This is a genomic window from Flavobacterium sp. PLA-1-15 (genome assembly GCF_049060005.1).
In the GTDB taxonomy this organism is placed as follows: domain Bacteria; phylum Bacteroidota; class Bacteroidia; order Flavobacteriales; family Flavobacteriaceae; genus Flavobacterium.
Genome location: NZ_JBMGQS010000005.1, coordinates 48,537 through 71,598 on the forward strand (window position 1 = coordinate 48,537; position 23,062 = coordinate 71,598).

24 protein-coding genes are annotated in these 23,062 nt (G+C 37.1%); 3 read left to right on the forward strand and 21 right to left on the reverse strand.

What is annotated here, in order from left to right; all coding sequences use genetic code 11:
- Positions 1–5: 5 nt before the first annotated feature.
- The 4 genes from ACI6PS_RS05350 to ACI6PS_RS05365 all read right to left on the reverse strand — a co-directional run bounded on the left by ACI6PS_RS05350 (position 6) and on the right by ACI6PS_RS05365 (position 9,602).
- Positions 6–3,908, reverse strand: coding sequence for a DUF7619 domain-containing protein (locus ACI6PS_RS05350; RefSeq protein WP_421011523.1), 3,903 nt, complete (start codon positions 3,906–3,908; stop codon positions 6–8).
- Between the two features lie 169 nt (positions 3,909–4,077).
- Positions 4,078–6,711 (reverse strand): DUF7619 domain-containing protein, encoded by a 2,634-nt coding sequence (locus ACI6PS_RS05355; RefSeq protein WP_421011524.1) that lies wholly within the window; start codon positions 6,709–6,711, stop codon positions 4,078–4,080.
- Between the two features lie 107 nt (positions 6,712–6,818).
- Positions 6,819–7,580 carry a LytR/AlgR family response regulator transcription factor gene (locus tag ACI6PS_RS05360; protein ID WP_421011525.1) on the reverse strand — a complete coding sequence of 254 codons (762 nt, stop codon included), beginning with the start codon at positions 7,578–7,580 and terminating at the stop codon, positions 6,819–6,821.
- Between the two features lie 45 nt (positions 7,581–7,625).
- Complete coding sequence (locus ACI6PS_RS05365; RefSeq protein WP_421011526.1) at positions 7,626–9,602, reverse strand: tetratricopeptide repeat protein; 1,977 nt, start codon at positions 9,600–9,602, stop codon at positions 7,626–7,628.
- Positions 9,603–9,838: 236 nt separating this feature from the next.
- Here ACI6PS_RS05365 and ACI6PS_RS05370 point away from each other — a divergent pair, with 236 nt between their 5' ends.
- Entirely contained in the window at positions 9,839–11,443 is a 1,605-nt protein-coding gene (locus tag ACI6PS_RS05370; protein ID WP_421011527.1) for a peptide-N-glycosidase F-related protein, read from the forward strand.
- Between the two features lie 68 nt (positions 11,444–11,511).
- On the opposite strand, the gene ACI6PS_RS05375 is transcribed toward ACI6PS_RS05370, so the two are convergent.
- A complete protein-coding gene (locus ACI6PS_RS05375) occupies positions 11,512–11,943 on the reverse strand; it encodes a thioredoxin family protein (protein ID WP_421011528.1) in 432 nt (143 codons plus the stop codon).
- A 184-nt stretch (positions 11,944–12,127) separates the two neighbouring features.
- Between ACI6PS_RS05375 and ACI6PS_RS05380 the strand changes: the two genes are divergently transcribed.
- A complete protein-coding gene (locus ACI6PS_RS05380) occupies positions 12,128–12,559 on the forward strand; it encodes a hypothetical protein (RefSeq protein ID WP_421011529.1) in 432 nt (143 codons plus the stop codon).
- Between the two features lie 72 nt (positions 12,560–12,631).
- Positions 12,632–13,120 (forward strand): GNAT family N-acetyltransferase, encoded by a 489-nt coding sequence (locus ACI6PS_RS05385; RefSeq protein WP_421011530.1) that lies wholly within the window; start codon positions 12,632–12,634, stop codon positions 13,118–13,120.
- A 51-nt stretch (positions 13,121–13,171) separates the two neighbouring features.
- Here ACI6PS_RS05385 and eno read toward each other — a convergent pair whose 3' ends face one another.
- The 16 genes from eno to rplF all read right to left on the reverse strand — a co-directional run bounded on the left by eno (position 13,172) and on the right by rplF (position 23,054).
- Positions 13,172–14,467 carry a phosphopyruvate hydratase gene (gene eno / locus ACI6PS_RS05390; protein WP_421011531.1) on the reverse strand — a complete coding sequence of 432 codons (1,296 nt, stop codon included), beginning with the start codon at positions 14,465–14,467 and terminating at the stop codon, positions 13,172–13,174.
- 120 nt (positions 14,468–14,587) lie between these two features.
- Positions 14,588–14,821: a hypothetical protein gene (locus tag ACI6PS_RS05395; protein WP_421011532.1), complete on the reverse strand. Its 234-nt coding sequence runs from the start codon at positions 14,819–14,821 to the stop codon at positions 14,588–14,590.
- Positions 14,799–15,893, reverse strand: a complete 1,095-nt coding sequence (gene carA, locus ACI6PS_RS05400; RefSeq protein ID WP_421011533.1) for a glutamine-hydrolyzing carbamoyl-phosphate synthase small subunit — start codon at positions 15,891–15,893, stop codon at positions 14,799–14,801. The genes ACI6PS_RS05395 and carA overlap by 23 nt, the downstream gene beginning before the upstream one ends.
- Before the next feature lie 289 nt (positions 15,894–16,182).
- A complete protein-coding gene (rplQ, locus tag ACI6PS_RS05405) occupies positions 16,183–16,689 on the reverse strand; it encodes a 50S ribosomal protein L17 (protein ID WP_421011534.1) in 507 nt (168 codons plus the stop codon).
- A 62-nt stretch (positions 16,690–16,751) separates the two neighbouring features.
- Positions 16,752–17,744 (reverse strand): DNA-directed RNA polymerase subunit alpha, encoded by a 993-nt coding sequence (locus tag ACI6PS_RS05410; RefSeq protein ID WP_421011535.1) that lies wholly within the window; start codon positions 17,742–17,744, stop codon positions 16,752–16,754.
- 20 nt (positions 17,745–17,764) lie between these two features.
- Positions 17,765–18,370, reverse strand: a complete 606-nt coding sequence (rpsD, locus tag ACI6PS_RS05415) for a 30S ribosomal protein S4 (RefSeq protein WP_421011536.1) — start codon at positions 18,368–18,370, stop codon at positions 17,765–17,767.
- A 118-nt stretch (positions 18,371–18,488) separates the two neighbouring features.
- The gene (gene rpsK / locus ACI6PS_RS05420) at positions 18,489–18,872 is read right to left on the reverse strand and encodes a 30S ribosomal protein S11 (RefSeq protein ID WP_421011537.1); all 384 of its coding nucleotides are present in this window, start codon (positions 18,870–18,872) and stop codon (positions 18,489–18,491) included.
- Positions 18,873–18,880: 8 nt separating this feature from the next.
- On the reverse strand, positions 18,881–19,255 hold the full coding sequence (gene rpsM / locus ACI6PS_RS05425; RefSeq protein ID WP_421011538.1) for a 30S ribosomal protein S13: 375 nt from the start codon (positions 19,253–19,255) through the stop codon (positions 18,881–18,883).
- Between the two features lie 2 nt (positions 19,256–19,257).
- Positions 19,258–19,374: a type B 50S ribosomal protein L36 gene (gene ykgO / locus ACI6PS_RS05430; protein WP_002987490.1), complete on the reverse strand. Its 117-nt coding sequence runs from the start codon at positions 19,372–19,374 to the stop codon at positions 19,258–19,260.
- A 5-nt stretch (positions 19,375–19,379) separates the two neighbouring features.
- Positions 19,380–19,595, reverse strand: a complete 216-nt coding sequence (gene infA / locus ACI6PS_RS05435; protein WP_007136545.1) for a translation initiation factor IF-1 — start codon at positions 19,593–19,595, stop codon at positions 19,380–19,382.
- A gap of 3 nt (positions 19,596–19,598) precedes the next feature.
- Positions 19,599–20,948: a preprotein translocase subunit SecY gene (gene secY, locus ACI6PS_RS05440; RefSeq protein WP_421011539.1), complete on the reverse strand. Its 1,350-nt coding sequence runs from the start codon at positions 20,946–20,948 to the stop codon at positions 19,599–19,601.
- 13 nt (positions 20,949–20,961) lie between these two features.
- A complete protein-coding gene (gene rplO / locus ACI6PS_RS05445) occupies positions 20,962–21,414 on the reverse strand; it encodes a 50S ribosomal protein L15 (RefSeq protein ID WP_421011540.1) in 453 nt (150 codons plus the stop codon).
- A gap of 12 nt (positions 21,415–21,426) precedes the next feature.
- Positions 21,427–21,609: a 50S ribosomal protein L30 gene (gene rpmD, locus ACI6PS_RS05450; RefSeq protein WP_035637325.1), complete on the reverse strand. Its 183-nt coding sequence runs from the start codon at positions 21,607–21,609 to the stop codon at positions 21,427–21,429.
- 12 nt (positions 21,610–21,621) lie between these two features.
- Positions 21,622–22,140 (reverse strand): 30S ribosomal protein S5, encoded by a 519-nt coding sequence (gene rpsE, locus ACI6PS_RS05455; RefSeq protein WP_421011541.1) that lies wholly within the window; start codon positions 22,138–22,140, stop codon positions 21,622–21,624.
- A gap of 6 nt (positions 22,141–22,146) precedes the next feature.
- Positions 22,147–22,497 carry a 50S ribosomal protein L18 gene (gene rplR, locus ACI6PS_RS05460; protein WP_421011542.1) on the reverse strand — a complete coding sequence of 117 codons (351 nt, stop codon included), beginning with the start codon at positions 22,495–22,497 and terminating at the stop codon, positions 22,147–22,149.
- Positions 22,498–22,511: 14 nt separating this feature from the next.
- Positions 22,512–23,054: a 50S ribosomal protein L6 gene (rplF, locus tag ACI6PS_RS05465; RefSeq protein ID WP_421011543.1), complete on the reverse strand. Its 543-nt coding sequence runs from the start codon at positions 23,052–23,054 to the stop codon at positions 22,512–22,514.
- Between the last annotated feature and the right edge of the window lie 8 nt (positions 23,055–23,062).

Sequence of the window (23,062 nt, forward strand, 5' to 3'; positions counted from 1 at the left end):
TTGGTCTACTTTTTAACTATTTTTTCAACTTTAATTCCTTTGTCGGAATTTATCTTAAAGAAATAAACTCCATCAGCTTTATCGGCGATATCAATACTCGTTTTCAAATCGCTTGCCAAATGCGTCATCAACAATCTTCCTTGAATGTCATAAACCTGAACCGAATTTATAGCAGAACTAGCTTCGATATTCAATACATCACGGCTTGGATTTGGATAGATGGTTATTGAATTATCCATTAAATGTTCATCAATCGAAAGATCTTGGAATGTGGTATTGGCATCATTCGTCAGAATAGGGAAATTGTAATCAAAGAAAATATTCGCTTTTTTGGTTACTGTATCTCCATCGTTCAATGATGTTTTTGATTTCACTTTCAATAAAATATTTCCATGCCCGTTTGTATCGAGTTGAATACTCTTGAAGATAAATTCAGCTGTGTTATTATTCACTCTTGCTTCTACAGGATGCGAACCATTCAAGAGTTGCAAGCTTGAAACATCATATTTTGTCGCGTCTATGTCTATCTTAATTACTACATTTTCTGCCGGAGCGGTTCCTGTATTTTCAAAATTTACTATGTAGTGAAGGTAATTTCCAATTTCTGATGGAGAGAGATTATCACCTTGAATACAAACAATATCATTCGGATCAAAAGATCCTACAACGGTTTGACTGAAAGCAAATTGATTATCCAACGGCAACTCATCGGTAGCAACTGGCGTTATTGAAGCTGTGAAATCTAAAACATCACCATTATTAACAGCTGGCGTTTCCATTGGTCCGTTTACATTAAGCCTTATCACAATGCTTCTGTTTTCAAAAGGCATCAGGTTTTCATAATTCCAGGTAAGTGAATTGATTCCAACAATATCCACCGTTGGTTCAGCCGAAACTAAATCGGTTCTTGCATCATCAAAAATTAAATTAACCGCACCAGAAACCATTTGATTCCCTTTGTTTTTATAAACCACCTTGTACGTGGCATCAAAGCCAGGACGGGCAGGTTCCAAAGGTGCAAAAACTACTTCTATATCTTGATGCATACTCACAGCGGCAATACAAAAATTCTGTGTTGCGATGTTGTTATCAGTTGTAAAAGTGAAGGTTGACGATTCTGGTGAAAAATTAAACCAACTTGGATTTTCAATATTTGGCGTTATTACAAAAGTGCCTGCATCGGTATAGAAATTATAAGTCCCGTTGATGTTTGTCACCGTCGAACCTGTTTCAGTACCATCGTTTATATCAAGTCGGATAAATGAATTTACCTCATCGCCCACATCACATCCATTGTTATTGAAATCAAAAATGGTGATTCCCGTTATAGTGTTGTTGTTTCCTCCTGGCTCAAAAGAACAATAGGTATTGCAAACGGTTGCGTCCATATTGCTATCATTCAAATGGGTCTGAATACTTTCTATTTGCGAAGAATCTGCACAGATATAAACAAGGTTCGGATTTCCAGAATAATTTAGATCCTGTTCATCTCTTCCGTTTTTTATAAATAATGTTGAAAGTTGATTATTACTGCAATCCAACACATTCAGAAATGTTGCATTATTGGCATCCAAGGTTGTGAGCAAATTATCATTACAGTACAACATATTAAGCTGGTGCAAATTACCCAAGTCCAAAACCGTACTTTGAGTCCCCGCCAATCCTAGAAGTTGCAAGTTGATTAAATTGCTTACATCTAAATTCGGAATTGAATTATTAGAATAGTCCAAGTGCGTCAAATTATTACTATTGCTCAAATCAAAACTCGTAAGTTGATTATTACTACAATGCAATTGCTTTAAGCTGTTGAGCCAGAAAACGTTTAGATTGTCTATCAGATTTTGACCGCAATACAATACTTCAAGATTCGGAGAATTGAATAGCTCTAAACTTGCCAGTTGATTGCTAGTACAATCTAAAAACTTCAGATTTGTCAAACTACTTACATCCAAACCTGTTATTTGATTTTCTTTACAACTTAAAGTTTCCAAATTTGTCAAACCACTTACGTCTAAACTAGCCAAGCTATTTGAATCGCAGTTTAATGATTTTAGATTTGTTGACAAACCGCTTATATTTGAAAGCGTAAGCTGATTATAGGAATAATCCAGTTTTACAAGACTATTCAAACCACTCAAATTTAAGGTTGTAAGCTGATTGTACGAACAATCCAAATCCGTAAGGCTGGTCAAATTAAGCACATTCAATGTTATCAATTGGTTTTGAGAACATTTTAGGCTTGCAAGATTTGGCAAATCAACTAGATTCAAATTGGATAATTGATTATAGGTATAATCCAATATTTTAAGATTAGTCAATCCCGTCAAGTCCAAACTTGTAATATGGTTGTGAGAACAATACAAATCAGTAAGATTAACCAAATTGCTTACATTCAAGCTTGAAAGTTGCTGATTATTACAACTCAATTTCTTCAAGTTGGTCAAACCGTTTACATTTAAAGAAGCGAGTTGCCCTAAATCATTAGAGATTCCATCGCAATACAATTCCTCCAAACTGCTCAAACCCGAAAGATTTAAATTGTTTAGCATACTAAAAGAACAATACAGTTTTTTCAAATTAGTCAAGCCACTAACATTCAAAGAAGTCAAACTACTGGTCATTTGTCCGGCAACAACATATCCACCTGCGCAAGTCAATTCGGTCAAATTGGTCAGATTAGAAACATCCAAATTGGCAATAGGGTTGGTATCGCAAACTAGTTTTTGCAGATTGGGCAAGTTGCTTACATTCAAATTTGTAATTTGATTTCTACTGCAGTTTAGTTCTGTCAAACTCGCCAATCCACTTAAATTCAAAGAAGTCAACACTCCATTATTGCATTCTAATTTTTGCAAATTAGGCAAACCGCTCAAATTTAAACTCGTCATTTGTCCCAGCGGTTGGACACTACTGTTAACATTACCAATTACTTTAAAGTCTTGTAAACTTGGCAAGTTTTGCAAGGTCACGCTGATAAGATTATTGTTATTACCACAATCCAAACTCACTAAATTAGGAAGATCACTCAAGCTAAAAGTGGTAAATTTATTATGACTGCAAGACAACTTCGTAAGACTTTCAAGCCCATCTACATTCAAACTGGTAAGCTCGTTCCCACCGCAATACAATTCGGTTAATGCGTTCAAACTCGTTACATTCAGCGTCGTAAGCTTATTGTTTTCACAATTCAATTTCACAAGATTTAGAAAACCATTTAAGTTGGTCAGTTGGTTTCCAGAACAATTCAAATCCGTAAGCGCCGTAAGTCCTGTAGCGGTTAAAACATTAAGATTATTAAAAGCGCAATCAAGCTTTGTAAGGCCTGGAAGATCATTAAGAATCATAGTAGTCGTAGATGCATTTCCTGAATACAGAATTTCAGAAAGATTAGAAAGACCGCTAATATTCAAACTGGCAACCGAAATACCCAAACAGGTTAGCTTTTCCAGATTTGTCAGATTGTTAATATTTAAAGTCGTAAGATTCTGCAAGCTGAATAAAGATAAATTGTTCAGGTCAGTTGCTCCGTTTACATTTAGCGTCGAAAGGATAGGCATATTAAGACACGTCAACGTCTTTAGATTAGCCAACCCGCTAACGTCAAGCGATGATATCAAAGACGTATTGATCCTCAAAGATTCAAGATTACTAAAGCCATTAATACCTGTAACGTTGAAAACTAACAATTCAGAAATAGCCAACAGCTTCACCTGTTGTGCTTCGCTTTCTTGAATCTCGCCATCATTGTTGGCGTCAATTTTAATCCATTGGTCGCTAAAGTTTTGGGCCTTTTGCACCGTCGGACTGGCCGATAACAGTTCTGCCTTAAAAGCTTCATTCGGAATGTTAACAATCTGGGCGTTCGAAAACCCATAAGTCAACAACAGTAAGAATAATATTTTTTTCATTTTTGGTGTTTTTAATTGCTGAAATTATTTTTTTATAAAGATAATTCGGCTTTTCTGATTCATTTTGGGTCAATGAGTATTCGTATGTTTCAAATTAGAATTCGCATTGAGTAATCTTTTTAAAACAAAAGCTGGCAAAATACATCAGTACCTTGCCAGCATTATAGACTTATTTTTTAATGATTTTTTCAACCTTTATTCCCTTATCAGAATAAATTTTAAAGAAATAGATACCGCTGGTTTTATCTGCAATATCAATACTCGTTTTCAAGTCGCTTGCCAAATGCGTCATCAACAATCTACCTTGGATATCATAAACCTGAACCGAATTGATTACAGAACTTGCTTCTATATTCACTACATCCCGACTTGGATTAGGATAAACTGCTATCGTATTGTCCTGCAAATGTTCTTCTACCGAAAGATCCTGAAAAGTAGTATTGGCATCGTTCGTTAGGATCGGAAAATTATAATCAAAGAAAATATTCGCTTTCTTAGTTACCGTTGCTCCAACTTCCAGTGATTCTTTTGATCGTATTTTCAATAGAATATTCCCGTGTCCATTGGTTTCTAAATTGATGGTTTTAAAAATGAATTCGGCAACATTATTTTTTACCCTTGCTTCAACCGGATGCGAACCGCTCAAGAGCTGCAAGCTCGGAAGATCATATTTCGTTGTATCAATTTCTACTTTTATAACCACATTTTCTGCCGGAGCTGTTCCTGTGTTTTCAAAATTCACAATATAATGCAGATAATCCCCAATTGCCGATGGAGCTTCATTTTCACCCTCCAAACAAATAATATCATTCGGATCAAAAGAACCAACAACAATTTGAGGATAGGAGAAGACAATCTCGTTATTGTCTATCGGATTCAATGCCACATTAAAAGTCAATTCATCTCCATTGTTTACTGCCGGTGTTTCCATCGGACCGTTTACATTCAAAATCACATTGATGCTTCTTGATTCAAAAGGATGCAAATCTGTATAATTCCATGTTAGCAGTCCTGTTGCTTGGGCAGAAGTCGGCTCACTTGTACTCACCAAGTCTAAAACTGCATCTTGATAATAGAAATAAACCTGTCCCGAAAGTACCTGATTTCCTGTATTCTTGTAAACAATTCTATACTCAGCGTCAAAACCTGGACGGGCTGGAGTTACCGGAGCTACCACGATTTCTGCATTTGGCACTACTCCATTTGGAGTGATACAGAAATTATTGGTTGAAACGGAATTATTATTGGTTGGGAAATTCACAGTTGCATTGGCTGGCGAAATCGTAAATAATGATGAATTTTCTAACTGTGGCGTTATTGTAAAGTTTCCTTCTTGGGTATAAAAAATATAATTCCCAGTTTCATCTGCAAAGCTTGTTCCTTCTTGCAATCCATTAATGATATTCATTTTAATAAAAGGCTGGGCATCATTATCAGTACAGCCATTATTGTCAAAATCAAATACTACTGAGCCTGTTATCGTATTATTATTTCCTCCAGGAAAAAAAGAGCAATAGCTATTTAGATTAATCCCTTCAGTCACAAGCCAATCATTTCCTGGAACTGCCTCGTTTTCGTCAATACAAACATATTGCAAAGAGGGTAGATCCAGAAACATGGCACATATATGATCACAGCAATCTCCTAATAAAACTACACAGCCATTGCTAATCCCATTCTTCATATTGATGTATTGTAAATTAGGATTTGACGAAAAATCAAAGTTATCACCTTGAATATGACTGACATCTACTTGGGTCAAATTATTACCCGAGCAATAAAGACCCGTTAAATTTACAAAAGCTTCGAGTCCTGTCAAATCTGCTATATTAGAACCCGACACATATAACGTTCCGGTTTCTACAGCGGCTTCAGAATATTGAATTTCGCCATCGTTATTAGTATCAATTCCTAACTCTATTAATTTAGCCTTAAAGTTAGCATCAGGAATATTTACAATGTCTGTTGGATTATCAATAAGGGCAGTACAATTGGATAAAGCAATAGTACAAAATGGCACTGTAGAAGAAGTCACACTTGTTAAGCAGAAAATAGAATTAGACGGCAAAACAGGTAAACTAACCTGAAGAGCTCCTGATAAACTAATAACTACCGAAATCGGATTAATACCATCAATAGTATAGGTAACTTCTGCACCTGGTGTTCCCTCTATTTGGATCCATTGGTCTTCCAAAGAATATCCAGCTATTACAGCAGTTGCTCCAGGTACAACCGTCACAACAGCACTATCCTCATAACTGCATCCCGATAATATATGTGTTACCACTACTGAATAAGTTCCCGCTTGTGTTGCCAGATAACTCCCTCCAATAGTACCTCCAATTGGTAAAGAACCAAAATACCATTGAAAATTATAAAGCCCTTGGTTTAATCCCGAATCCAAAAGTCCAGTTGATCCTTCACAAATAGTAATATCATTGATACTAAAAACAGGGGGCTCATTCACCCTCAATTCAAAAGTTACAACCTCAAAATTGGTAGGATCTGCAATCTCTTCCACCCGCACATAAATTATCTCAGGATTTGTAGTATTTACATAATTCATAGGAAATTCAATAGCTCCCTCCTCCGTTTCTGCATCTGACAGACTAGTATAATAATCAATCGAATACTCCGATGGATTCAAACCGTTTAGAACCGCCATTTCAACAGAAGTCAGGTCGAAAGTTTCAACACCGTCTCCACTATCATTACAAGCCAACAAATCATTAGCCTGTCCAATTGGAATTTGAGCATACAAACTCGAGGAGATAAACAACAATAAGAGTAGTATTTTTTTCATATTTAGGGGTAATTTATAATTGCTGAAAATGTTTTTTATAAAGATAATTCTCCTTTACGATCAATTTTGCACAAATGAGTATTCGACGGTTTTCAATTAGAATTCCACTAAATCGTCTTCAAAAGTTCCTGCAAGCGTTCCTTTTTGCGTTGCGATATCGGCAGGTTCGAGTTATCCGCCATCACCACGTAACCTCCATCCTTCTTGATATAGGATTTCAAATACGATAGATTAATCAAATGCGACTGATGGATCCTTTCAAACCCATGTTCCGTCAGCATCTCCTCATATTCCTTCAGGGTTTTCGAAATCATGATTGGCTTGCTGTTCTTAATATAGAACTTCGTATAATTATCTTCACTCTCACATCGGATGATGTCGCTTATTTCAAAAAGATGAATCCCGTCCGAAGTTGAAAGCGCAATCCTCTTGAAATTATCCACCTTCTTTCGGATATTTTCCAACAGCAAGTCAATATGCGCATAACCATCGTTCTGCTTCAGCACATTTTTGATTTTCTCCACCACTTTCTGCAATTCCTCCGGATCTACAGGCTTCAACAAAAAATCCAACGCACTAAATCGGAATGCCTTTATGGCATACTGCTCATGTGCTGTAATAAAAACAATATGCGAAGACGACTTTCCGTTTTTCAGCGCAAGCTGTTCCAAGATATCAAACCCTGTCCCGTCGCCCAATTGAATATCCAAAAAAACCACCTGAGGCTTCCATTTATCAATCGCCTCAATCCCCGTCTTCACAGAATCTGCTTCACCCAAAATATGGATTTCCGGAGCATAACGCTCCAAAAGCCCCTTCATCCCATTCCGTAAATTCTGATCGTCGTCTATAAGTAAAGCTGTAATCATAGTGTATGTATTGGAAATCCCTAAATATTTTAATCCTTTTAATCTCTATTTAATATACTGAATCGGCAATTTCAACACCACAATCGTCCCCATAATTTCTCCGTTTGCCGCAATACGCTCCTCAATTTCCACATGCGATGTCTTTGCCGTTATCGCCTCCATCATTTCCAGTCGCTTCCGCGTAATATCCAACGCCATCGACTTGTGTACCGAAACCAAATTTTCCTTCAACTCCTTCGATTTATTAAAACCAATCCCGTTGTCGATAATCTTGCACACCAGGCTTTGATCCTCAATCGAAAAATCAATATCAATATACCCTCTTTCCTTTTTCGGAATCAATCCATGAATGATCGCATTCTCTACAAAAGGCTGTAACAACAAGGGTGGCAAAGCCATATCGTCTTCAAGTTCGCTGCTTTTCGTAATATTAAATTCAAATTTCTTGTTGAAACGAAGCTGTTCCAATTCCAGATAATTCTGCAGGCTCTCAATTTCCTTGTCAATCGGAATCAAAGATTCCTTCGAATACTCCAACGTCAATCGCATCAATTTAGAAAATTTCGAAAGATATTTTATAGCCGAATCCGTCCCGTTCTGCACAATAAAACTCGAAATCGACCCCAAACAATTGAATACAAAATGAGGATTCATCTGCAAGTGCAGTGCTTTCTGCTCATACTCCGCAAGGTCCTTCTGCAACGTCAGCGTTTTCTTCAACTGCAGACGGTTGTAGAACAAGAATACAATCCCCACCACCAATAAAAGCGATAGGATCACAAACCCAATCTGTTGCTGGTGCCTTTTCAATTGCTCGCTGTAAATCAGTTCCCGCTTCTCCCGCTCCTTTTTCTGCAGCGCCTCCTTTTTCTCAAATTCAAAATTCATTTCCGCCCTCACGCTGTTGCGGATGTTCTCATAATTACTCACACTGTCCTTCGCAACCGTAAACATCTTGTAGTGCGCCAGTGCTTCCGCCGGTCGGTGCAGCCTTTCATAAATGGCGCTCAGCCGTAGCTCCGTATTCTTCACCTGCTCCATCACGTCGAGTTCTTTTGCCAAAGCCAGCGCTTTATTGGTAGCAACCAAAGCCTCTTCATACTTTTTTTGCCCCATATAAACCTCACCTATATGGTAGTAGGAATCCGAAATCCCAAACTTGTTATCGATAGCTCCAAAAACCGTCAATGCCTTGTTATAGTGTGCCAAAGCTTCGGTGGCATTTCCCGTTTTATAATAATACAGTCCCAGATTATTATACAATTCACCCAAACCTACTTGGTTCGGAAACCGCTCAAAATACTGTTTCGCCTTCGTATAATAGTCAAATGCTTTCGCAAAATTCTTCTGGTCAAGATAAATATTCCCAATGTTGGTCGTAGTAATGCCTATCGTTTCGTCCTGAATTTTTTCCTGAATTTTCAAGCATTTTATATAATAATCCAATGCCTTGAAATCCTCGCCCTGCGCCTTATAGACAATCCCGATATTGTTGTACACCCGTGCACATCTGCCCAAATCATTAATTTCTTCATAAATCTTCACCGACTTCAAATGATAATGCAAAGCCTTTGTATAATTGCTCTGTTCCGAAAAAACAATCCCGATACTTCCGTAGGCCCTGGCCAGTCCGTTCTTGATTTCTTGTTTCCTATCAGATGAATTGCTTTCAAGTTCTTTTTCAAATACCGCTTGCGCATCGCTAAAACTTCTCAGCGCATCCGGATAATTCCCCAGCAGGATATTCCCGTTTCCTATATTAAGATAGGAAGTCCCCTCCGCCAGCCTGAATTTTATTTTCTTGGATAATTGCAAGGCTTTGTTCCCAAATTCCAAAACCAATTTCGGATTGCTCGATTGATATTCCACCGAAATCGCATTCAGCAACTGGGCTTTATCAATATCATTTTTAGCATTTTTCAAGGCAAGTTGAAGACTGTCGATGGCTTTATTTTGACCAAAAGCCAACACCGAAAAGAGTCCGAAGAAAAAGAATAATAGAAGTGAGGTATTTTTTTTCATAGCCAAATAACTGCAGATTGCTTCAAACAAAAATAGTGTTTACTTTCAATAAAGAATCAACCATTTAGAATTTGAGCGTTTTGACCGAGAATTTGAAAAAACATGCTCAAAAGCTACATTATCCTTCTGGAGCAACATACCCTTGCGGAACCAATTCACAATTTACAATTTACAATTCAAATTTTTATCATAGCTTTACGCAACTTAAACCCAACCTAACAACCAAACTTTTAATTATGAAGAAAATCTCCACTAGGTTTCTAACCTTTTTTGCCTCATTCCTATTGATAGTTTCCTGCAACAAGGAAGACGACACCGTTGGCCTCAGCGCAATTGTGCTATCGGCTACCGCCACTACAGTTCAAGTGGACGATACCACAACTTTGAGCGTGCTTTCAAATACCAATGAAGATCTTACAGCAGTATCTACATTCTATGTAAATGACACTCAAATCACAAACAATGTTTTCTCTCCCGAAGCAGCAGGAGAATACAAAGTGGTTGCAAAATACATGCTTGAAGACAAAACTTTGGTAAGCAACGAAATCACAATTACAGCTACAGCAATTCCAATCACAGGAATCACAGTGACGGCTACTCCAGAAATTATTGAAATCGGACAAAATTTCACATTAGGCGTCGTGGCCAGTAATATGGCGCAATTGACAACCGGAGTTACCTATTTCGTAAACGATACTCCTATCGACTCGAATATTTTTACACCTGCCGCAACTGGAACTTATCAAGTGAAAGCTACTTTCGACAATAATGGACAATTGCTTACATCTGCTCCAATTACAGTTACCGTAACTGCAGTATCTACCGAAGTAACCATATTCAATAAGGTTGTTTTCTATGACGGATATGCCGCTACAGTAAGCAATCCAGTGCAAGCCGGAACTATCCGTAAGAGCAATGCCTCTTATGTTACAAAACTTACACCTACGCAAATTGCATCATTAAGCAACAAGCTAAAACTGAAAGTTACCATCGGTGCTTTATGCGACAACTATGATAGGATTGGTGGTGTTTTTGTAAATATGGTAAGCAAAGGAAATGCTTTCGATGTTGACAATGTTGTAAAGCGTCTTGAAGTAGGTCGTTTCATTACCCCTTTTATGAACAAGAATATCGCTCCTACACAAGTAGATTATGTTTTCGATACCGATAATCTTGCGCTACTTTTCAACGATCCTGCCATCAATGATATGTATGATTTCTGGATTGAGCTTAATGTTTTCGGAGTACCGTATGCGGCAAATCAGGAAGTTCAAGGATGTGCAGGAAGAAACGACGTTTTTGAAGGAACCTTGAAATTCATATCTACAGATGAAAGCTACGAGCACACAAACCAGCTTTTTGTTCCAATCGTTACCTACACTGAACTTAAAAAATACGATGCATCAGGAACAGATATTGTAGGACAAACGGTAAGAACCTATAACTTCAATGTTCCGTCTGGCATTACAAATGCCAAGCTATATGTAATTACTTCAAATCACGGGGCAAATGCCAATGGTGAGGAATACAATCGAAGAGAACATTTCATATACTTTGACGGTTCCTTGGTAGATACTTACATCCCAGGAGGAAAATCATGCGAGCCTTATAGAATGTACAACACACAACCAAATGGAATTTACGGTCCTTCGCCTCGCTCGCTGGCTACATGGCTGTCTTTTAGCAACTGGTGTCCTGGAGATATAATTCCAATCCGCGCCTATGATTTGCCAGATCTGAACCAAGGAAATCACTCCTTTAAAATTGAAGTTCCAGATGCAGTATTTGCAAACAACGAAGGATACTTCCCTGTTTCAGTCTACATCCAAGGAGATCTTTAATCTTAATTCTTAAATAAAAAGAAAGCCGATACAGTTTGTATCGGCTTTCTTTATTATAGCTACTTCTGCTATTTTATTTGTTTCAAGTGTTCCATGGTTTTTTCAAAAGAAGTTAATTTCTCCGAAATGACCGCTTTTTTCGTTTCATCGGAACCAAGTATAATCAAGGTTGGCAAGGCATTCGATTGGTACTTATCCTTGAAATAAGAGTAATCTTTATATACTTTTGAATCCATATCCCAATGACGGTCGAGGTTTACTTCAAAAATCACAAACCTTTCTGTTGCATAATCAATGAATTCTTGGTTTTCGAAGACATTTTTTTTCATCTTTACACAAGGCTTGCACCATTCAGAGCCTGTAAGTACAATCATGATATCTTTATTGTTGGCTTTGGCTTCGATCTTTGCCGTATCATAATCGAGACTTTTTTTAAGCTGGGCATGCGAGGTGCCAAAGAAAAATGCTAATAGGATAGACAAAGTAATAGTTGGTTTCATACTTTAAAAGATTGGTTAAATCCAAAACGAAACTTTGATAGATATATTTCATTCAAACTGAAATTTTGCACGTAAAAACTTAACATTGGCGAATAGTTTTATGCGTTATCTTTGTTGACTGTAAATTTACATTCAGATAACATTTACTTAACATTGAATTTTAAACCCATTTACATTTTAAAGTATGAGAAAAGCTACCCCTGCTGCCCCTATTGAAGATACAACACAAGAAACTGTTCAAAATATGGCAACCGTTTCCGAACAAATAGAAACAACTCCTTCAGAAGAGATACAAGTTGAAGAGAAGAAGGATGAAAATTCAGAAATCATCGAAGAAACAAAAATAGAAGAGCCGAAAGAAGAACCTAAAATTGAGGAAGAGCCAATAGAGAAGCCCAAAAAACAATCAAAACCGGCAAAATTAGCTTCTAAAAAAGAGGATAAGAAGAAGGCAGAAATCAAGAAGGCAAAAAAAGAATTGGCGAAGAAACTAAAGGCAAAGAAAAAGAAGAAGAAAGCCAACGCTAAGAAAAGCAAAGCCAAAGAAAAGGCTAAAAAACGCAAAGTCAAGGCAAAAGCGAAGAGCAAAAAGAAATCAAATAAAAAAAAGAAATAATACCAAAGCCGATGTTAACAGCGTCGGCTTTTTCCTTTTATAGTAGTATTTTTGAATACTAAAATTCAATTCATGCAGATACAAGAAGCGACTAAAGTCAATATTGATACTATCCTAAACATCATTGACCAAGCTAGAATCATCATGAGGGAAAACGGCAACACCACCCAGTGGACAAACGGTTATCCATCAAGAGAAACGATCTTGGAAGACATTGCAAATAAACATGCTTTTATATGTAGTGCAGACAATGAAGTGGTGGGCTATTTTTGTTTGATGTTAGGCGATAATCCTGACCCTAATTATACCATCATTGAAGGAAATTGGCTCAACGACAAACCTTACGGTGTCATCCACAGATTGGCTTCGGGAAGAACTCATAAAGGAATTGCCCAGAAAGCCTTTGATTTTGCATTTACAAAAACCAATAATATTCGGGTGGATACTTTACACGAAAATATTCCAATGCAAAACTTCTTGAAGAAAAATGGTTTTGTCTATTGTGGTGTTATTTATGTCAGCGACGGCACGCCGAGAGATGCTTTTCAAAAAGTTATATAAAAAAAAGCCCGAACTTTTGTCCGGGCCTTCTATAAAAAAACCTAAAGCTTATTATTTCTTGATCTTGAAAGCGTTTACTCCAGGAAAGTAAGCCGTGCTTCCCAATTCCTCTTCAATACGCAACAATTGATTGTATTTTGCCATACGGTCAGAACGTGAAGCCGAACCAGTCTTGATTTGACCACAGTTCAATGCAACCGCCAAGTCTGCAATTGTATTATCCTCAGTTTCTCCAGAACGGTGCGACATTACAGAAGTATAGCCCGCATTGTGTGCCATATTTACCGCTGCAATAGTTTCAGTCAAAGTACCAATCTGGTTTACTTTTACCAAGATTGAATTGGCAATTCCTTTATCGATTCCGGTTTTCAAACGTTGCACATTCGTTACAAACAAATCGTCTCCAACCAACTGTACTTTATCGCCAATCAAAGTTGTCAAGTATTTCCATCCGTCCCAGTCGTCTTCATACATACCGTCTTCAATTGAAATGATTGGGTATTTCTGGCTCAATTCAGCCAAATATTCCGCCTGCTCTTTCGAACTTCTGATTTTTCCGCCTTCGCCTTCAAATTTCTTGTAATCGTAATTTCCGTTTACATAAAACTCAGAAGCTGCACAGTCAAGTGCAATCATTACTTCCTCACCAAATTTATATCCAGCCTTTTCAACTGCTTTTTTAATAGAATCCAAAGCATCTTCAGTACCACCAGCCAAGTTGGGTGCAAAACCACCCTCGTCTCCAACAGCCGTACTCAAACCTCTATCGTGTAATTCTTTTTTCAAATTGTGAAAAATTTCTGTTCCCATTTGCATTGCATGCGTGAATGATTTTGCCTTAACCGGCATAATCATAAACTCCTGGAAAGCAATCGGAGCATCAGAGTGCGAACCTCCATTGATGATGTTCATCATCGGAACCGGCAATGTATTTCCAGAAACCCCACCAACATATCTGTACAATGGCAATCCTAATTCTGCTGCGGCAGCTTTGGCTACAGCCAAAGAAACTCCCAAAATAGCATTGGCACCAAGGTTCGACTTATTATGAGTACCATCCAATTCAATCATCGTCTGGTCGATCAAGTTTTGTTCAAAAACTGAAGTTCCCACCAATTCCTCAGCGATTCTCAAGTTTACATTTTCAACAGCCTTCAAAACTCCTTTCCCCATAAATGCCTTACCGCCATCACGCAACTCTACCGCTTCGTGCTCTCCAGTCGATGCTCCAGAAGGAACTGCTGCTCTTCCAAGCACACCGTTTTCAGTAATAACATCAACTTCTATCGTAGGATTTCCTCTTGAATCTAGAATTTGTCTAGCGTGAATTTTAATAATAATGCTCATTTTTTGTTTGTTTAAATTATGAATTACACATTTATATCTACAAATATATTATAAGTTTAGCAATGATTTCAGTAAAAAATAGAATCTTATCAACTCAAACGTTTTAGTAAAATTTGGTTTTTAAAAATTAGTAGAAGCGAATCTTTCGGGCTTCTTGGAATCCATTTTCCTGCTGGAGCCACTCGCTTTGCCCTGCCTTATCAGGCAGTTCAAGAGCTCAGACAATGGCTCCATCAGGGCTAGAGGGAAAATCATTTGCCCTTTGGAAACATTTCCAAAACTCCAATAAAAAACCTGCAAATCATCGACCTGCAGGTTTTTGTAAATTTTATTATATTCTCTCGATAAACTCATCAAACAAATAGCTTGAATCGTGTGGTCCAGGACTTGCTTCTGGATGGTATTGTACCGAAAAGCAATTCTTGCTCTTCATTCGCATTCCCGCCACAGTATTATCGTTGATGTGTACGTGCGTGATTTCTAAATCTGGATGGCTTTCTACTCCTTCTCTGCTTACGGCAAAACCGTGGTTCTGCGAAGTGATTTCTCCTTTACCAGTCAAAAGGTTCTTCACAGGATGATTGATTCCCCTGTGTCCTCCAAACATCTTGAAAGTAGAGATTCCGTTGGCCAATCCTATAATCTGGTGTCCAAGACAAATTCCGAAAAGCGGTTTGTTGTTTGCCAAAATCTCTTTAGCCACTTCAATTACACCCGTCAAAGGTTCTGGGTCACCAGGTCCGTTTGAAAGAAAGAATCCGTCTGGATTGAATTCAGCCAAATCGCTATAAGTTGCATTATAAGGAAATACCTTGATGTAGCAATCTCTTTTGGCGAAGTTGCGCAGGATATTTTCCTTAATTCCTAAATCAAGTGCCGAGATTTTATATTTTGCATTTTCATTTCCATAGAAATAAGGTTCTTTTGTAGAAACCTTTGAAGCCAATTCAAGTCCTTTCATATCAGGTACTTCAGAAAGTGCCGCTTTCAATTCTTCAATAGATTTTCCGTCGGTTGAAATGACAGCATTCATTGCTCCATTGTCACGGATATACGCTACAAGTGCTCTTGTATCGACATCCGAAATACAAATCAGGTTTTGTTTCTTGAAATAATCTTCCAGACTTTCAGAAGCATCTGGACGTGAATAGTTGAAACTAAAATTCTTGCAAACCAATCCGGCAATCTTGATGGAATCGGACTCTACTTCCTTTTCGTTTACACCATAATTTCCAATGTGTGGATTGGTGGTGATCATGATTTGTCCGAAATAAGACGGATCGGTAAAGATTTCCTGATAGCCTGTCATTCCGGTGTTGAAGCAAACTTCTCCAAAGGTTGTTCCTTCGATTCCGATTGATTTTCCGTGGAAGATGGTTCCGTCAGCTAGTAGCAGGATGGCTTTTTGTCGTGTTGTATATTTCATTAGTTGTAGTTGTTGTGTGTAGTTGTAGTTACGGTTTGCAAATTTAGTTGTTTCGGCTAAAGGTTGCAATTTTAAAAAGCCTAAAGTTTAAAAGTATTCCTCTTGTTTCCTCCTTAGCCCTGACTGGAGGGAAAATCCTTTTTGTTTTTTTATTTAAAAAAATAAAAAGATTTGGAAGGAAGGCAGGAACATGGATTGCTGAAAATGCCCAAGCGCTTCGCTTCTGAACAAAAAAAAAGGACAAACTAATAAAAGTTTATCCTTGATTTTTATTGAATAGTGAATTTCATTATTCAGCTGACTCAGTGTTTTCAGTTTCAGCAACTGGAGCTTCTGGTGCTTTAGCTTCTGGAGTTGCTTCAACAGCATCTTTTTTAGCTTTACCACCACGACGGCTTTTTGCTTTTTTAACTTCTTTTTTACCACCGTTGTATAGTTCGTTGAAATCTACTAATTCGATCATCGCCATATCAGCGTTATCTCCTAAACGATTTCCAACTTTGATGATACGTGTGTAACCACCTGGACGATCTCCTACTTTTGCAGCTACGTCTCTGAACAAGTCAGTTACGGCATATTTGCTTTTTAGGTAAGAGAAAACGATACGACGGTTGTGAGTTGTATCTTCTTTTGATTTTGTAATCAAAGGCTCAACGAATTGTTTAAGCGCTTTTGCTTTAGCAACAGTAGTGTTGATACGTTTGTGCTCGATTAGAGAACAAGCCATATTAGACAACATTGCGGCTCTATGCCCTTTCTGTCTGCTTAAGTGATTGAATTTTTTTCCGTGTCTCATGACGTGTGTTTTTTAACTTCATCTTGCTTCAATCCTCTTTGGAGAGCAAAATATGAAGTAATTTATTCTTTATCTAATTTGTATTTTGCCAAATCCATTCCGAAAGTTAGATTCTTAACTGCTACAAGTTCATCAAGTTCAGTTAAAGATTTCTTACCGAAGTTACGGAATTTCATCAGGTCATTTTTATTGAAGGATACTAAATCTCCAAGTGTATCAACTTCAGCCGCTTTCAAGCAATTTAATGCTCTAACTGAAAGATCCATATCAACAAGCTTAGTTTTAAGCAATTGTCTCATGTGCAATGATTCCTCATCGTATGATTCAGTTTGTGCGATTTCGTCGGCCTCTAGTGTAATTCTCTCATCAGAAAACAACATAAAGTGGTGGATCAAAACTTTTGCTGCTTCAGTAAGGGCATCTTTTGGATTAATTGAACCATCAGTTTTGATTTCAAAAACTAATTTTTCGTAATCTGTTTTTTGCTCTACACGGAAGTTTTCGATTGCATACTTTACATTCTTCACTGGTGTGAAAATAGAATCTGTAAAGATTGTTCCGATTGCCGCATTTTGTTTTTTGTTTTCCTCTGCAGGAACGTAACCTCTACCTTTTTCGATAGTCAATTCGATATTAAGGTTTACTTTGCTGTCTAAATTACAGATAACTAGTTCTGGATTTAGTACTTGAAAACCTGAGATATATTTTTGAAAATCGCCAGCCGTAAGTTGGTCTTTACCAGAAACCGAGATGGTAACTGATTCGTTATCGATATCTTCAATTTGACGTTTGAAACGTACTTGTTTTAGATTAAGGATAATTTCTGTAACGTCTTCAACAACTCCTGAGATAGTAGAAAATTCGTGGTCTACACCTTCAATTCTAACAGATGTAATTGCATATCCTTCTAAAGCAGATAGCAAAACTCTTCTAAGTGCATTACCAACAGTCAATCCATAACCTGGTTCCAAAGGTCTAAATTCAAATTTACCTTCAAAATCGGTTGAATCGATCATGATAACTTTATCGGGCTTCTGAAAATTAAATATTGCCATAATTTCGACTAAGTCAATTATTATTTGTTGTACAATTCGACGATTAGTTGTTCTTTAATGTTTTCTGGAATTTGCAATCTTGCAGGAACAGAAACAAAAGTACCTTGTTTTGTTTCGTTATTCCAAGTGATCCACTCGTAAACTTTACTTGAATTTGATAAAGAACGTTCGATAGCTTCTAAAGATTTAGATTTTTCACGAACAGCAACAACGTCACCTGGTTTCAAGTGGTATGAAGGAATGTTTACAATTTCTCCATTTACGGTAACGTGTCTATGAGATACGATTTGACGAGCACCTCTTCTAGATGGAGCAATCCCCATTCTGAATACTACGTTGTCAAGTCTTGCTTCACATAATTGTAATAAGATTTCACCTGTAACTCCTTTAGAAGCAGATGCTTTTTCAAAAAGGTTTCTGAATTGTTTTTCTAAAATTCCGTAAGAATATTTAGCTTTTTGCTTTTCCATCAACTGGACAGCATATTCAGATTTTTTACCTCTTTTTTTAGCCATCCCGTGTTGTCCAGGAGGGTAATTTCTTTTTTCGAAAGATTTGTCATCTCCGAAGATCGCTTCACCAAATTTACGAGCGATTCTTGTACTAGGACCAGTATATCTTGCCATTTTAAAATTTTAAATTAAGGTAGAGATTATGAATTCAGGTCAAATCCTCCGATAATCTTGTTCTACCTTTTCGTTATACTTATTAATTTATGTTTTTAATCTTTGCGAGATGCAAAAATTAAACTCTACGTCTTTTTGGAGGACGACATCCGTTGTGAGGCATTGGAGTAACGTCAATGATTTCTGTTACTTCAATTCCACCGTTATGAATAGAACGGATAGCAGACTCACGTCCGTTTCCTGGTCCTTTTACATAAACTTTCACTTTTTTAAGTCCAGCCTCTAAAGCTACTTTACTGCAATCTTCTGCTGCCATTTGAGCTGCATACGGAGTGTTCTTTTTAGAACCTCTGAAACCCATTTTACCAGCTGAAGACCAAGAGATAACTTCACCTTTTTTGTTAGTCAAAGAAATGATGATGTTATTGAAGGTAGCAGAAATATGAGCTTCACCCGTTGATTCAACGATAACTTTACGTTTTTTTACACTTGCTTTAGCCATACTACTTATTATTTAGTTGCTTTTTTCTTGTTAGCAACAGTTTTTCTTTTACCTTTTCTTGTTCTAGAGTTGTTCTTAGTTCTTTGTCCTCTTAATGGAAGACCAGATCTGTGACGGATTCCTCTGTAACATCCGATATCCATTAAACGTTTGATGTTTAAAGAAATTTCTGAACGTAGTTCACCTTCAATTTTAAAGAACGATACAGCTTCACGAATTGCTCCGATCTCGTCGTCATTCCAATCTTGAACTTTTTTATCTTGGCTTACCTGAGCTTTTTCTAAAATCTCAATAGCTCTACTTCTTCCTATTCCGAAGATATAAGTCAAAGCGATAACTCCTCTTTTGTTTTTCGGGATATCTACCCCTGCTATTCTTGCCATAATTATCCTTGTCTTTGTTTAAATCTAGGATTCTTTTTGTTGATCACATATAATCTGCCTTTTCTACGCACAATGATGCACTCGGCACTTCTCTTTTTTACTGAAGCTCTAACTTTCATATCCTTTAATATCTATAAGTAATTCTTGCTTTTGACAAATCGTAAGGGCTCATTTCCAGTTTCACTTTATCACCTGGTAATAATTTGATGTAGTGCATACGCATCTTTCCAGAAATGTGTGCGATTACAATATGTCCATTCTCTAATTCTACACGGAACATTGCATTTGACAATGCTTCAATGATTGATCCGTCTTGTTCTATTGCTGATTGTTTAGCCATAAATTAAGCTACTGCTTTTCTGTTTTTACCACTTTTCATCAATCCATCATAATGTTTGTTCAACAAATATGAATTGATTTGCTGTATAGTATCTATAGCAACTCCAACCATAATAATCAATGATGTACCACCAAAAAACATTGCCCAAGATTGCTGTACGTTCATAATACTTACAAGAATCGCTGGGAACACAGCTATTAGCGCAAGGAATAAAGAACCTGGGAAAGTTATTAAAGACATCACTTTATCTAAAAAGTCTGATGTTTCAACTCCTGGTCTGATACCTGGAATAAAACCACCGCTTCTTTTCAAATCATCTGCCATCTTATTGGTAGGAACTGTAATTGCTGTATAGAAATAAGTAAATACTACAATCAATGTTGCAAATACAAAGTTGTACCAAAATCCGAACATGTTACTGAAAGCTCCAGCAATTGACTGAGATGTTTCTGAGTCTGACAATCCTGCAACAGCTGCCGGAATAAACATAATAGCTTGTGCAAAAATGATTGGCATTACACCAGATGCATTAAGCTTTAATGGAATCCATTGTCTGTTACCGTCTTGTTCAAATTCGCCAGAAACTGTTCTTCTTGCATATTGAACTGGAATTTTTCTTACCGCCATTACCAAAAGGATACAAGCTATAATAACCAATAACCAAATGATAATTTCAAGAACCAACAACATCGGACCACCATTATTATTGGTAATTGTAGATGTAAATTCTTGAATAAAAGCTTGAGGAAGTCTTGCCAATATACCCACCATAATCAATAGCGATATACCGTTTCCGATTCCTTTATCAGTAATTTTTTCACCCAACCACATTGCAAATATTGTCCCTGTAACTAAGATAGTCACAGAAGAAAACAAGAATGAGAATTGAGAAATCATTTCAGGATTAGTTCCAGCAATGATAGCATTTGGTATAGTTCTGTAAAGGTTATAGATGTAACCTGGAGCTTGAACTAGAGTGATACCAATTGTTAACCAACGTGTGATTTGATTTAATTTCTTTCTACCGCTCTCACCGTCTTTTTGTAGTTTTTGCAAATAAGGAACCGCGATTCCCATAAGCTGAACAACAATAGATGCAGAAATATAAGGCATAATCCCCAAGGCGAAAACTGATGCTTGAGAAAAAGCTCCACCAGTAAACATGTCTAGAATTGAACCAATTCCGTTTTCTGTTTGTCCAGCCAAATTTGCTAATTGTGTCGCATCAATACCTGGAAGAGTCACTTGAGCCCCAAAACGATAAACCAATAACAAACCTATAGTCAATAGGATTCTGTTTTTTAGTTCCTCAATTTTCCAAACATTAATAAATGATTCAATAAATTTCTTCATCTTACTAGAAAAATTATAATGTTACAGCTTCTCCACCAGCAGCTTCGATAGCAGCTTTTGCAGTAGCAGTAAATTTGTGAGCAGTTACCTTTAATTTCGCTTTCAATTCCCCTCTACCTAAAATCTTAACGATTTCATTTTTGGTAGCCAAACGGTTTGAAACAAAAACTGACATATCTACAGTATCTGTAATCAATCCATTATCAACTAAAGCTTGAAGCGTATCAAGGTTCACACCTTCGTATTCTTTACGATTGATGTTTGTAAAACCAAACTTAGGCACACGTCTTTGAAGCGGCATTTGTCCACCTTCAAAACCAATCTTTTTAGAATAACCAGAACGAGATTTTGCTCCTTTGTGACCTCTTGCAGAAGTACCACCTTTACCAGAACCTTCTCCTCTACCTAATCTCTTATTTTGATTGTGTGTAGAACCTTCAGCAGGTTGTAAGTTACTTAAATTCATAACTATAATTTGTTATTTAGCTTCTTCTACAGAAACTAAGTGTTTAACTTTGTTTATCATTCCAAGGATTGCAGGATTTGACTCGTGCTCTACAACTTGGCCCATTTTACGAAGTCCTAAAGCTTCCAAACCTCTTTTTTGAGTAAGAGGACAGTTGATTTTACTTCTAACTTGTTTTACTAATAACTTAGCCATAATTTCCTTGAATTAACCTTTAAAAACTTTCTCTAAAGAAACACCTCTTTGTTTTGCAACAGTGTGAGCGCTTCTCATTTGAAGCAAAGCATCAAAAGTTGCTTTAACTACGTTGTGAGGATTTGATGATCCTTGAGATTTTGATAATACGTCGTGAATACCAACTGATTCAAGAACCGAACGAACAGCTCCACCAGCGATAACTCCTGTACCATGCGAAGCTGGCATTAGGAATACACGTGCACCACCAAATTTACCTTTTTGTTCGTGAGGAACAGATTGTCCGTTCAAAGGAATCTTTACAAGATTTTTCTTTGCATCTTCAACTGCTTTTGCAATAGCTTCAGAAACGTCTTTCGACTTTCCTAATCCATGTCCTACAACACCATTTTCGTCTCCAACAACTACAATAGCAGAAAAACCAAATGCTCTACCACCTTTTGTAACTTTTGTAACACGATTTACACTTACCAGACGATCTTTTAATTCTAGTCCGCTTGGTTTTACAGATTCTATATTTCTATTTTTCATAATAAATTAGAATTTAAGTCCAGCGGCTCTAGCGCCTTCTGCTAATGATTGAACTCGACCGTGGTACAAGTATCCTCCTCTATCGAAAGTTACTGTATCGATCCCGGCTTTTAACGCTTTTTCTGCAACAAGTTTTCCAACTGCTGATGCAACTTCTACGTTAGTACCATTTCCTACTTCTTTTTCTCTTGAAGATGCAGCCAATAAAGTTACTCCGTTCACATCATCAATTAGTTGTGCGTAGATCTCTTTATTGCTTCTGAATACAGAAAGTCTTGGCTTCGCAGCAGTACCGCTAACAATCTTTCTAATTCTGAATTTAATTCTCTGTCTTCTATCAGATTTTGTTAATGACATAATCTTATATTTTATTAAGCGGATTTACCTGCTTTTCTTCTTAATACTTCACCTACGAATTTAACACCTTTTCCTTTGTAAGGCTCTGGCTTGCGGAAACCTCTGATTTTCGCTGCTACAGCTCCTAACAATTGCTTGTCAAAAGAAGTTAATTTCACGATTGGGTTTTTACCTTTTTCAGAAATTGTCTCCAATTTTACCTCTTCGGCTACTTCCAAAATGATGTTGTGAGAAAAACCTAAAGCCAAATCAAGTTTTTGTCCTTGATTAGAAGCTCTGTAACCTACTCCAACTAGTTCCAATTCTTTTGTAAAGCCTTCAGATACACCAATAATCATGTTATTGATTAGAGATCTGTATAATCCGTGTTTTGCTCTCTGGTCTTTTTGATCAGATGATCTTTCAACTTGAACTTGATCACCTTCAACAGTTACAGAAACATCTGAATATTCCTGTGTTAGTTGACCTAATTTTCCTTTTACCGTAATTACTCCTTCTGCTACTGTAACAGTTACTCCAGCAGGGATTGTAACGGGGTTTTTACCTATTCTTGACATGTTTAGCT